Origin of the sequence: Mesorhizobium sp. M8A.F.Ca.ET.208.01.1.1 (genome assembly GCF_004791315.1) — a bacterium.
GTDB lineage: Bacteria > Pseudomonadota > Alphaproteobacteria > Rhizobiales > Rhizobiaceae > Mesorhizobium.
The window spans coordinates 312,142-324,171 of sequence record NZ_SRUT01000005.1 but is presented as its reverse complement, the minus strand read 5'-3'; the positions used below and the strand labels follow the sequence as shown (position 1 = coordinate 324,171).

The 12,030-nt window shown below is 63.1% G+C and carries 10 protein-coding genes; 6 read left to right on the top strand and 4 right to left on the bottom strand.

Annotated elements, in window-relative coordinates; translation table 11 throughout:
• Positions 1 to 124 precede the first annotated feature (124 nt).
• The 5 genes from EN851_RS23540 (at position 125) to EN851_RS23520 (ending at position 8,213) form a co-directional block, all read left to right on the top strand.
• Complete coding sequence (locus tag EN851_RS23540; protein WP_135880699.1) at positions 125 to 898, top strand: PP2C family serine/threonine-protein phosphatase; 774 nt, start codon at positions 125 to 127, stop codon at positions 896 to 898.
• A 5-nt stretch (positions 899 to 903) separates the two neighbouring features.
• Positions 904 to 3,471: a serine/threonine-protein kinase gene (locus EN851_RS23535; protein ID WP_135907057.1), complete on the top strand. Its 2,568-nt coding sequence runs from the start codon at positions 904 to 906 to the stop codon at positions 3,469 to 3,471.
• Between the two features lie 12 nt (positions 3,472 to 3,483).
• A complete protein-coding gene (locus EN851_RS23530; protein ID WP_245511664.1) occupies positions 3,484 to 3,990 on the top strand; it encodes a DUF1036 domain-containing protein in 507 nt (168 codons plus the stop codon).
• Positions 3,987 to 6,410, top strand: coding sequence for a M23 family metallopeptidase (locus EN851_RS23525; RefSeq protein WP_135907056.1), 2,424 nt, complete (start codon positions 3,987 to 3,989; stop codon positions 6,408 to 6,410). Before EN851_RS23530 ends, EN851_RS23525 begins: the two co-directional genes overlap by 4 nt.
• A gap of 186 nt (positions 6,411 to 6,596) precedes the next feature.
• Positions 6,597 to 8,213 (top strand): caspase family protein, encoded by a 1,617-nt coding sequence (locus EN851_RS23520; RefSeq protein WP_135907087.1) that lies wholly within the window; start codon positions 6,597 to 6,599, stop codon positions 8,211 to 8,213.
• Between the two features lie 10 nt (positions 8,214 to 8,223).
• Here the strand turns inward: EN851_RS23520 and EN851_RS23515 are convergent, their stop codons facing one another.
• Together EN851_RS23515 and EN851_RS36470 are read right to left on the bottom strand one after the other, a co-directional pair.
• Positions 8,224 to 8,769, bottom strand: coding sequence for an OmpA family protein (locus tag EN851_RS23515; protein ID WP_135880703.1), 546 nt, complete (start codon positions 8,767 to 8,769; stop codon positions 8,224 to 8,226).
• Between the two features lie 42 nt (positions 8,770 to 8,811).
• Complete coding sequence (locus tag EN851_RS36470) at positions 8,812 to 8,961, bottom strand: hypothetical protein (protein ID WP_167531251.1); 150 nt, start codon at positions 8,959 to 8,961, stop codon at positions 8,812 to 8,814.
• On the opposite strand from EN851_RS36470, the gene EN851_RS23510 reads away from it, so the two are divergent.
• Positions 8,960 to 9,535, top strand: coding sequence for a hypothetical protein (locus tag EN851_RS23510; protein WP_189521918.1), 576 nt, complete (start codon positions 8,960 to 8,962; stop codon positions 9,533 to 9,535). The two genes, EN851_RS36470 and EN851_RS23510, sit on opposite strands and share 2 nt — an antisense overlap.
• Before the next feature lie 6 nt (positions 9,536 to 9,541).
• Here EN851_RS23510 and EN851_RS23505 read toward each other — a convergent pair whose 3' ends face one another.
• Together EN851_RS23505 and EN851_RS23500 are read right to left on the bottom strand one after the other, a co-directional pair.
• On the bottom strand, positions 9,542 to 10,786 hold the full coding sequence (locus tag EN851_RS23505) for a caspase domain-containing protein (RefSeq protein WP_245511663.1): 1,245 nt from the start codon (positions 10,784 to 10,786) through the stop codon (positions 9,542 to 9,544).
• 7 nt (positions 10,787 to 10,793) lie between these two features.
• On the bottom strand, positions 10,794 to 11,885 hold the full coding sequence (locus EN851_RS23500) for an OmpA family protein (protein ID WP_135907054.1): 1,092 nt from the start codon (positions 11,883 to 11,885) through the stop codon (positions 10,794 to 10,796).
• Positions 11,886 to 12,030 lie beyond the last annotated feature (145 nt).

The following is a 12,030-nucleotide window of genomic DNA, read 5'->3' as shown; positions in this document are numbered from 1 at the left end:
TCGGGAGGCTCAGGCGCCCGGACCTTAATTTCGATACTTTAATGGTCGAGCCTGTGGCAGACTGCCGTGAGCGAGCGCCCGGGATTGGGCCGCAGAGGACGCGTGAGAAGCGTTTGGTGGCAAGGTGAGCGATGTCGCCCTTCCCTTTGACAGTTTCGGCGTGAGCCACAAAGGCTGTGTCCGCGAGCACAATGAGGACAACTACCTGCTCGAGCCACGAACCGGGCTTTGGGTGGTGGCCGACGGAATGGGCGGGCATGAGGCCGGAGAAGTCGCCTCGGCCAGCATTGTCGACCACCTGGCCACGATCGGCATCGCAAGCTCCGCTCCGGACCTGCGGGCGCGCTTCGAGGACAGACTGAGCCGGGCCAATGCCGAGATCCGCGGCATATCGGAATCGCGCGGCATCACCATCGGCTCCACGGTCGCCGCCCTGTTGGCGATGGACGGACGGTTTGCCTGCCTGTGGGCTGGCGACAGCCGGGTCTATCTGATCCGCAACGCCGCGATCTCGCAGATTTCGAAAGACCACACCGAAGTGCAGGAACTATTGGATCGAGGCATGATCAGCGCGGCCGAGGCGCTGACCTGGCCGCGCCGCAATGTCATCACGCATGCGGTCGGCGTCAGCGACGACTTCGTCATCGATTTCCAGCAGGGCGAACTGATGCCGGGGGACATTTTCGTGCTGGCCACCGATGGGCTGACGGCACATGTCACAGATGCGGAGATCGAGGCCGCGGTGGTGTCGGCAACGCCTCAGGCGGCCTGCGAAAATCTCTTGCAAACGGTGCTGACGCGGGGCGGAACGGACAATGTGACCATTGTACTGGTGAAGATCGGAACCGGGCGCAATGGACAATCGCTCCACCCTGATCTGTCCAGAGCGGAGGGCTGAGGCCGATGAGCGCCGATGACAAGACGCGAATATCGCCGCAGGTGGCCAACACCGCGGTCGGCACGCAGCTCAGCGGCATCTACGAACTTGACGAGCGGATCGCATTTGGCGGCATGGGCGAGGTCTATCGCGGCCACAACATCCAGACCGGCGACCACGTCGCGATCAAGATAGTGCTGCCCGAGTTTGCCCGTGACCAGACGATCCTGTCCTTGTTCCGCAAGGAGGCCTCGATCCTCAACCATTTGTCGCATGACGCGGTCGTGCGATACCACGTCTTCACCATCGATCCCGGAATCGGCCGGCCCTACCTCGCCATGGAATTCGTCGACGGCGAGTCGCTGTTCGACATAATGCGAAGGGGGCCGATGCCGACGGAAGAGGTGCGCAAGCTCTGCCATCGCCTCGCATCCGGCCTAGCCGCCGTGCATCAAGCCGGAGCAATCCATCGCGACCTGTCGCCCGACAACATCATCCTGCCGGGGGGCCGGGTCGACCGCGCAAAGATCATCGATTTCGGCATCGCGCGATCAGCGACGGTGGGCGGGGAAACGCTGATCGGCGGAAAGTTCGCGGGAAAATACAACTACGTTTCACCCGAACAGCTCGGGCTGTACAGCGGCGACGTCAGCGAGCAGTCCGACATCTACAGCCTTGGGCTGGTGCTGGCCGCCGCCCTGCGCGGCAAGCCGATCGACATGAGCGGATCGCAGTACGAGATCATCGAAAAGCGCCGAACCGTGCCTGATCTCTCTGACATCGACGACGATTTTCGTGACATTGTCGAAGCCATGCTGCAACCGGATCCGCAAGACCGGCCGGTCAGCATGGCTGACATCGCCAGGATGACGCGCGGCGAAGACGAAGCGACAACACCGCCCCCATCCAGGACACCCCGCGACCGGCCGGCTTTGCCACCAGCCGAGCAAACCCTTGCTCCTGATCCCAAGCCCCAGCCATCCAATGTCGCGGGGCACAACGTGCCGGCGGCAACGGGCCCGGGCGAGCAGGGCTTCGTTCCGCATGTCCGGCCAGCGCATCTGTCCAAACCGTTGCCTTCGCCGGCCGCCAGCCCGCCGCGCACGGCCGCGAGCAATGTCCCCGGGAAACCCGCGAAGACCCGAACCATCGCGATCGCTGCTCTTGCGACGCTGGCTGTCGTCTCGGTCGCCGGCCTTTACCTGAGCGGCTTCATGACACCTGTGACGCCGACTGCCGGCAAGACATCGCTTTCGCCCGAACCATCGAAGCCGGCGCCGACGGACAAGGTCGCGAGCGCCCCCGAGCCGGCAATGACAGGTCCGGCCGCGGAGCCGGGAGCCAGCGTCCAGCCTACTGAAAAACAGCCAGATGCCGTGGCAACCCAACAGCCGCTGCCGGCCAAGCCCGCCGAAATCCCCTCGCAGGCTAAAGCCCCGAAGCCGCCGGCAATGGCAGTCCAACCGCAAACAGAGGCGAGCGCACCGCCGGCTGGAAACCAGGCAGATGCCAAGGCCGTGCAGACGGCAGAGCCGGCGAAGCCTATTGCTCTCCCGCAAGCCATGGAACCCCCAACGCCATTGGCAACGGATGCGCAGCAACCGTCCGCAAAGGCATCGCCGACACCCCAGCAGAATACGATGGTCAGCAACAGTCAGACGGCAGTTCCAGCGCCTGAGACGACAGCTCCAGCCGCACCGGCAGTTCCAGCCCCGCCAGCCGAGAAGGTGGCAACGCCGCCATCGGCCAAGCCAAAGGTTGTGGAGACCCCAAAGCCCGAACCACAGATCAGCCAGCCGGAAGCACCCAAGGTGACCGTGCCAGCACCCAAACCAAGCGTAAGCCAGACGGATACCGCGAACGCCGAGGGCCAAAACGCCTCGCCACCGCCGGCCAAACAGCCGGACCTACCAGTCGTCGCGTTGAACGTACCCAAACCGGCGATCCCCCCGGTCGTCGACGATAGCGCGCAACGTGTCTCCTGGGTTCGCGACTTCGGCGGCGGCGACTGTTTCTATGCCACCATGACGTCGTCGACCGACAAGGCCGCCGCGATCGAAGGCTTTGGCACGGCGGTCCAGCCATTCGAACGGATGCTTGGCGATTTCCAGGCAAAATTCCACGTAGAGCCGGACATCAGCGTCCGCCTCATCGAGCCGAGCCAATGCGAAGTCACCAACTTTCTGCGCTTTCTCGGGCAGACCACGGCCGACAAGCCGCAGCTTGTTCTCGACCGGACATCGGTGCCTGATGGTACGCCGATCAGCGGCACGCTGGTGACGCACGGCGGGCTCATCTCCAGTGTCCTGCTGATCGATCACAAGGGCATGATGTTCAATCTCGACGACCGCATCGTCGCACAATCCGACAAGGCCACCTTCAGCATCCCGATTGGCCTCGGCGCCGCCGACAAGGCCGCCGGGAAGGCCGTGCCGCAGATCATAATGGTGATCACGGGTCCGCAGGATATTCAGGCGGCAGCCTTCGCGACGCCGACGCCGGCCTCGGTGCTGCTGCCCAAGATTCTCGAAGAGATCGAGACCGACGGATCGCAATTTTCAGCCACTGCCAAGTATTTCCGGCTCGGCGGATAGCATGGGCGCCCGATGGAACGCTGCCGCTCGCGTTTCCCCAACTCGTCCGCCGACCTGCCCTTGGGGCAGCGTGAGCCGGCTCGAGCCCTGGTTGCCCTGACGGGCCGCATGAAGCTTGCGGTCATGGCAGGGGCGGCATTGCTGGCCGTGCTGGCGCCCGGCGAAGCGCGGGCCGAATTCACGGTCTGCAATCAGACACTCGACGTCGTCAATCTCGCGGTCGGCCAGAAGGTCGACAATGCGGACCAGACTGACGGCTGGTGGACCATCGGCGCAAATCAATGCGTGAACGTCATCCGCGAGGAACTGACGAACCGCTACATCTACATCTACGCGACTGATGTCTTTGGCCATGCGATCCTGACCGGGTCGACCGAGATGTGCATCGAGCGGCGGCGTTTTTCGATCCGCGGCATCGACGAGTGCTGGCAGCGCGGCCATATCGCAGCGCAGTTTCTCGAAGTCGATACGCTTGAACAGGTGCGGTGGACCTTCTTCCTGACCGGAAGCAATCCGTGACGCACAGTATCGACACCAGCTTCAGGGAGAAAAAACTGGCGCGCGCCGCGCTGCGCAGGCGCACGCTCTGGCGCCGGCTCATTGCCGGTTTCGCCGTGGTTGTCCTGCTATCGATCGCCACCGGTTTCTACCTCACAGCGGACTATTGGTCGTTCGGCGACGAAGACGAGGAGCTGCACGCGGTCGAAGGCACGGACGATGTGCCGGCAGATGCATCCGTCTATGTGCCTGCCATTATCGAACTGGCCGGAGATCCGATGTGGATCACGCTTGCGCCCGACGCCGACACGGCAAGCAAGGGCCATGCGGTAGCGCGCCCGTCCGAACTCGACAGTTCCGGCGCCTCACCGCAGATCGAGATCCTCTCCGACGTCATGCTGAGTGCCAGCGAAAAGTTCATGACGACGATCCCGTCGACGCAGGAGGACTTCGCCTTCTTCCAGGCACAGCGGCGGACCGCTCCGACATCGCCGGCCGCCGCACCCACCGAGCAGGCCGCTCCGCCTGCCCCGCCGGTGGCACCGAACGACCAGCAGGGGGACCTGGATAATGAGCTGGCTGCACCCGATGCGAGCGAGGCCCCGGCCGGTTCGGCGCCCAAGGCGGATGCCGGCGACGCGGAGGCCGGCTGGGGAGAGACCATCGATCAGGGCGAGGCAGCGCTGCCCGCCTTCAAGAAGACCCAGATCGAGAACAATACGACCGTCGCAACCGCGACCAACGAGTACCAGCGCTTCGAGGCGACCGAAGACACCTTCGTGAAGATCCTCAACGACCGCAGCCTGGACAGCGTTGCGCTCGATGCGCATTTCTCCGCCGACGATGCCAAGCTGGCGGGCGAAGCCTTGAAGGCGCTCTTCAACCGGGACGGCCTGGAAGCGGGTTATGTCGTCGCCATGCGCGGATTCCGGCCGAACCGCGAAACGACGACGATGTCGCTCATGCAGGTCTCGATCTACGCCAAGAATGTCTTTGTCGGCACGTTGACGCGCAATGCCCCTGGCGCCTTCGTGTCGGGTGTCGATCCCTGGGTGCAAGAGGATCTGTTCAACTACTCCGGTGCAGACCAAGGCGGGCCCAAGCGTCAATACCGCCTGCTCGATGCGATCTATTCGACGGCTGCGCGCAACAAGGTCCCGACCGGCGTCATCGGCGAGGCGATCATGTACCTGTCGCGAGGACAGGATCTCGACGCCTTCACCAGCGAGGACCAGCGCCTAGTGCTGATCTACTCGCAGACGCCGCGTGGCAAGGATGAGACGTCCGGGCGGGTGCTTTATGTCGGCGTCCAGGGCGGTGAGAAGACCATCGACTGTTTCGTCTTCCAGCAGAGCGACGGCCAGTACTCCTGCGTCACCGGCAATGACGAGGTGCGTTCGCTAACTGTCGCCAACGGCATGGTCACGCCGGTGAACGGGGTCATGACATCCACCTTCGGCCCGCGCAAGCACCCGATCCTCGGCGTCGTTCGTATCCACAAGGGCGTGGATTGGGCAGCCCCTGTCGGCACGCCGATCATGGCGGCCTTCGACGGCGAGATCAGCTTCCAGGGCGATGGCGGCAGCTATGGCAATCTGGTGAAGATCTCGCATGCGAACGGGCGCGAGACGCGCTATGCGCATATGCAAAAATTCGCCATTGCGAGCGGAGTCGGTACCAAGGTGAAGGCCGGCGACGTCATTGGCTATATCGGCACTACCGGGCTCTCGACCGGCCCGCATCTGCATTTCGAGCTCTACCAGAACGGCGAGGCGATCGATCCGCTAGGGACTGCCACCACGGTCGCCACCTATGAGACTGGCAATTCCGGCAATTCTGGCAATTCCGGCGATGTCGCCGTCGAAACGCTGACCGAGCGGATCGTTCATGTCGAGAGTGGCGGCAGCGCCCGCGCCAAGAACCCGAATTCCTCGGCGACCGGCGCCGGCCAGTTCATAACGAAGACCTGGATTCGGATGATGAATACCTACCGTCCGGACCTCGCGCGCTCGCTGTCGACCGCCGACCTGCTCGCCCTGCGCTACGACGCCACGATCTCGCGCGAGATGGTTCGCAATCTGGCGCGCGAGGGCGAAGCGTATCTTCGGGCGCGCGGTCACCAGATCACGGCCGGCCGGCTCTACCTCTGTCATTTCCTGGGAATGGAAGGCGCGCATCAGGTGCTGTCGGCGCCAGCTTCGGCACAATTGAGCGCCGTGCTGGGGTCCGCCGTCATCCAGGCCAACCCGTTTCTCACGGGCAAGACAGCCAGCTATGTGGTGGACTGGGCCGAAAGGAAGATGGGCCAGAAGCTGAGCCGTGTGGCCACCGACGCCAACCCGCCGTCGACGACTACGGAGATCCGCCAGACATCGCCGGAGTTCGAAAAATACAAGCAGGCCGTCACCGCCCTCATCAGCTCGATCCAGAATACGCTTTGACCCGGCCCGTGCGGCATCAGCCCCTCAGGCCATTGGTGTCACTATCTCTCGGGCCTCTGTGAACCAAAGTTGGGCTCAGCATCACATATGTCCAAGGATCCATTTTTGGCACAAGCGACCCAGTCGCCGACGAAATCTGGCATCCGCAGACATCAACAGTGCCCCCAGTGGGTAGAGGGCTGGTCCATGAAAACGATCACAGTCTTTCTGAGCGGGATTATCCTGGCTTTCGTTGCCGCCTTCGGCGCCGAGGCAGCCGTGCCTGACGCCAAGCGCGTCGCGCTGGTGATCGGCAACACCAACTATGTCCATGCGGTTACCTTGCCCAACCCCGCCAACGATGCCCGCCTCATCGCATCGACACTGCGCGATGCCGGCTTCGAGGTGATCGAAGGGGTCGATCAGGACAATGCAGGCATGCACAGCCTCATCAGCCGGTTCACCGAGCAAGCCTACGACGCCGACCTGGCGGTCATTTTCTATGCCGGTCACGGCATGCAGGTCGACGGCAAGAACTACCTGATACCGGTCGACGCCGATTTGACATCGCCAGCCTATCTCAAGACGCGCACCATTCAGATCGACGACTTCATGGCCGCGCTTCCGCCCGACCCGGCGATCGGCGTCATCATCCTCGACGCTTGCCGCGACAATCCGCTGGCAAGGACGCTGGCGGCCTCGCTGCCGAAAAGCCGATCCACCTCGTTGGGCACCGGCCTGGCGCCGGTCGAAGCAAGATCGGACGTCGTCGATACTGGTGGCCTGCTTATTGCCTATGCAACGGATCCGGGCGCCATCGCCTTCGACGGCGACGGGGTCGACAGTCCTTACTCCACCGCGCTCGCCAGGCATCTGACCGAGCCCGGCGTCGAAATCCAGAGCGCGCTGACGCGCGTGCGCGGCGAGGTGACCGAAACCACGCAAGGTCGCCAGCGGCCGTGGCATAACGCATCGCTGGGACGCGAGGTTTTCCTGGGTAAACCCGTCGCCGCTGCGGCGCCGCCGGCCGTAAATCCGGTAGCCGACGCATCCGCGACATCCGCCCCTGCCCCTGTCGCCAATGGTTCTCTTTCCTGGGAAGTCGAGCAACGTCTTTGGGATGAGGCCTCGAAGCACAATTCTGGTCCGTTCTACCAGGCCTATCTCGACCAGTTTCCGAACGGTCGTTTCGCCACCGTAGCGCGGCTGAACATCGACGAATTGGACGGCCCGAACGCTCAAAACCGGCAGGTCGCGGCACTCGATACGAACCAGGCGAACGCCGGTCCCGGCTCCGCCGTGCGCACCTCTGTCAGCGTTCCGGACGAGATGAAGCAGAAGCCGGGCACCGAGTTGACGGAAAGTGCGATGGGCCTCGACCGCCAGAGCCGCATCGACCTGCAGTTGCGGCTTGAAGCGTTAGGCAACGAGCTTGGGCTGATCGACGGAACCCTGGGCTCTCAGACCCGTGAGGCGATCGGCATCTGGCAAGCCGATAACGGACTGCCACAAACTACCTATCTGACGCGCGAGCAACTGGCGTTCCTGGTGATCCAGTCAGATCCCGTGATGGCAGCCGTGCGCGCCGGATATGACGCCGATCAAGCCCGTACGGCACAGCCGAGGAAGCCCGTCGTGCAGAAAGCCCGCGCGATGAAGCCGGTGGCACAAGGACCCCGCAAACAACGGCAGGTCGCTCAGAAGTGGCGCGACCGCGAGATCATGGTGCGGCGGGATGAACCTGCTCGGCCGCGGGACAATTTTCTCGCCAGGGCACTGATTTTCGGCGCTGGTGTGGCCGTGGGCAGCGTGCTCAAACACTGACCGCCGCGCGTTACTGCGCCTTAATCCGCATTTCCACGCGACGGTTGACCGGATCATACGGGTTGGGGCTGCGTGGATTCTTTTCGCCCATGCCGATGGCGTCGATGCGGGCGGGATCGACACCACTGGCCGTCAGGAAGGCTGCCACCGATTTCGCTCGTCGTTGCGACAGGCCCTCATTGTAATGCACAGTGCCAGTGGCGTCGGTGTAGCCTTCGACGACGAAGCTGAACGTGCTCAGCCGGCTGTCCTTCAGCGCCTTGGCGAACTCGTCGAGTTCAGAGCGCGCAGTGGTGTCGAGTGCGGCCGAATCTAGGCCGAAATTGATCAGCATATCGAGACTCGATTTCTCTCCCGGCGCTTCTTTTGCCTTGGTCTTGGTCTTGCTCTTGCACTCCTCCTCGGTGCCGACGCAAATTCCCCGCGACTTGCCGAGATCGGCCGCGCCGGCAAAGAACTTGACAATGTCTTCTGATTTCTGAACAGGATCGGCGAAAGCGTGGGTCGAGAAAAACACCACGACCGCCAAGACAAAAGTTGAACTGCCCCACTGCATAACGGTTACTCCTATCTGAGCATCCGATTTCGATGATGGCGATCATACCAAATTCCAGTGCAATTGTCTGTCGATAAACGCCGGCGGCACGATAGTGCCGTTGGCTGTTGCCGGATCATTGGTCGAGACTTGACCCGCGCCGCGCCTGAGGCTTGAGTGACCAAGGCTTCTCGATGAAAGCGTGGCGGTCATGGCCAATGGGCTCCGATTCAAGACGGCACGAGATCTTTTCACGGCTTGTCCGGCTATTGCCGAGGACATGAGAACCCTTCCAACCGACCAAAACTCGATCGCGTTTTGCCGCCACCTGCTCGCCGGGCGCGTTCCCGAGGAAGCGATCACATTCTGTGCCTACCTGCTTGCCGAGCGGGCCGCGGTCTGGTGGGCGCATGAATGCCTGAGCCATCTGACCGAGCTGTTCGATGGAACCGATCAGGAATTGCTTGCGCATGTTCGCGACTGGGTGGCTGAACCGGACAATCCCCGCCATCAGGCAGCCGTCCGCACGGCCGCGACGACACCAGCAACAACGCCAGTCGGCTGGATTGCGCTGGCTGCTGGATGGCGGAACAATGGTTCGGCCATGGACGCGACGACAACACCGGCCTTGCCGCCATTACCTGCTGCCCACGCCGTCAATGCCGGGATTCTGGCCGGCCTGGCGCGTGTCGCTCTCGCGGACCGGTTTGCGGTTCTTTCCGCATTTGTCGAAATGGGCATCCAGATGGCGGAGATCGAGGCGCGCCAATCGGCTGATGCCTATTAGAGCCGCTTACTTGCAGCCGCCTTGCGCCCATTTGGCCAGCGCCACCTTGAAGCGTGTTCCCAGCGGATGTTGCAGGCGCAAGACAGAGACATCATTGGCGGCGAAATTCTTCGCCTGATCGCACAGCCGGGCCTCGTTCCATTCATGGCAGCCGTCGCAGTGCTTGCCTTCCCAGACCGACTTGTCCAACCCCTCCACCGGGCTGAACAGGGGCTTGCCCTTGATCAGTTCGGCGATGCTCTTGCCGTCGATCGCCGCATCGCCGAAGTCGACCGGATGATTAAAAAGGATCGGGGCATCCGACGCCAGTTTGGGGATTTTCTGGCGCAGCACATCGAGCGCAAGCTGGTCGTTGCTCGGGCCTGACGGACTAGCCGGGCCGGTGTTGCGCGCGTCGGAGCCGCCTTCGGCTTGAGGTGTGCTCGCCTCGCCCACGATCAATGGCGCATTGAGATCGACCTTGTGCAGGACGACCTCCGTTGTCAGCGAAACGTTGAGCCAGGGGCGCTGCTTGCCGGCGGTTGCCTTGAAGACATCACCGGTCACCCGGTTCATCGCCTCGGTGATGGAGACGTTGGCTTCGCCGATGTGCTGAAGCAGCGCCGCAGTGAACGGCGAATGTTCGCCCGACCCGTCATAGGCGACCTGATTGGGACTGGCGGCGAAAGCGACAAGCGTGCCGGCGCCACCGTTCTCGATCGGGATCTCGGCCAGGCCGCTCATCGCACCGTGGACGCCCGCAGTCTTGGCCAGCACTTCGGCGAGGGGATTGTCGCGGCAAGCGTCGAGGAACACCAGCCTGATGCTGGTCTCGCGTGACATCTGGCGCAAAACAAAATCAAACGACACGGCCTCGAAGTCGAGGGAAGTCTCGTCCTCCAGCGCGGCGTCGACCGGAAGCAGGTAGTTCTTGCCCGAAACCTGCAAGCCGTGGCCGGCGTAGAAGAACAGCGCGATATCGGCACCGCGCACCTGTTTTGCGAACTGGGCGATCGTCGCCTGCGTCTGCGGCTTGGTCAGGTCGAAGCCCGAAACCACCTCGAAGTCGAGCTTCTTCAAGCGTTCGGCCATGGCCTGGGCGTCGCGCACCGGATTGGCGAGGGGTGCCGCGTGCTGATACTGGGCGTTGCCGAGGACAAGGGCGACGCGGCGCTCGGCGCTGGCGGCCGTCATAGTCAACAGCAAGGCGAGTACCACGAGACCGGCGGCGCGAAAGAAGCGGCCGCAACGGGCGATCAGACCGGACCTCACCGCACCCTCAGAGCTTGGTCGCGGAAAACTCGATCCGCCGGTTGAGCGCCTTGTTCTTTGGCGTATCGTTGGCGGCAACCGGCCGCTCCTCGCCATACCCGGTCGCCGTGATCTGCGTGCGCGCAATCCCCGCGGCAACAATGGCATCGGCGACCGCCTGGGCCCGCCGTTCGGACAATTGCTTGTTCGCCTCCGGCGAGCCGTCGGAATCGGTGTAACCGGAGACCTCGACCTTGAGGCTCGGGCATTTGCCGACGACACCTTCGACCTCTTCAAGCAACGGCCGGCTCTTCGCATCGAGCCGCGCGCTGGCCGGCCGGAAGTAGATGGCGCCGGTGCGCGACAGCACGGCGAACCGGTTCAGGCATTCCTCGTCGCTGAAGTTCGCCTTGGCGGCATCGGTGGCAACGGGGCCAACCTCGGCTGAATTCGCCGCGGCGGTCGGAGCGGCGGCCGGCTTGCTGCCGTCAGCGGTGAAGACGAAATCGAACGATACCGACGCGGTCGGCACGATGTTGGTGACATTGGCTGCCTGTTGCAGCTTGTCAACGTTCGGCAACAGGCCGAAATCCTCGACATGGACAGCGACCGGAGCCTCCGAAGCAACCGACACCATGGTGTCGCTGATCATAGTGACGACGACGCTGGCCTCGAGGTCCTTGTCGACGCCGTGCAGATTGAGACGGAAAGGCAAGGTTGCCTTCACCCTGCGCTTTGTCGCGAGATCGGCGAATGCGGCGGGATCCACCTTCGCCGTCAGCTCGGCCGTCGGGTACTTGAATGTCTCGAAGAACAGGAAGCGCATGCGAACATTGCGCAGGTCGACGCCGGTATCGACCGAGTTGAGGTCGAATGTGACCTTGGCATCACCCGCCGCGCTCAGCGTGCCGGTGATGTTCCTGATCTTGTTGGTCTCGACGATCGTGTTCTTCTTGACCGACTGGTAGGTGATCACCGAAGCTGCGGGATCGAGCGTCCAGTTCGGCGCGGCGCTGGCGGCTTGCGACCCGAGCAACAGCAACAACGTGAGGCCAAGAGCCCTTGCTGCAGCAAGGCCTTTCGACGTTGTCTTCCACCAGAATGCGACGACTTCGAACATGGAACGCCCCTGCCCAGGACCACCGTATCGACCCGACATCAAGCGGGGAGCATAGAGCACTCGCGGTTGGTTGGCGAGTACGGCTGCAAATCCTAAGAATGCAGGATAATCGGCGAAGAACTGATGCTGCCCCATTCCTGAACTA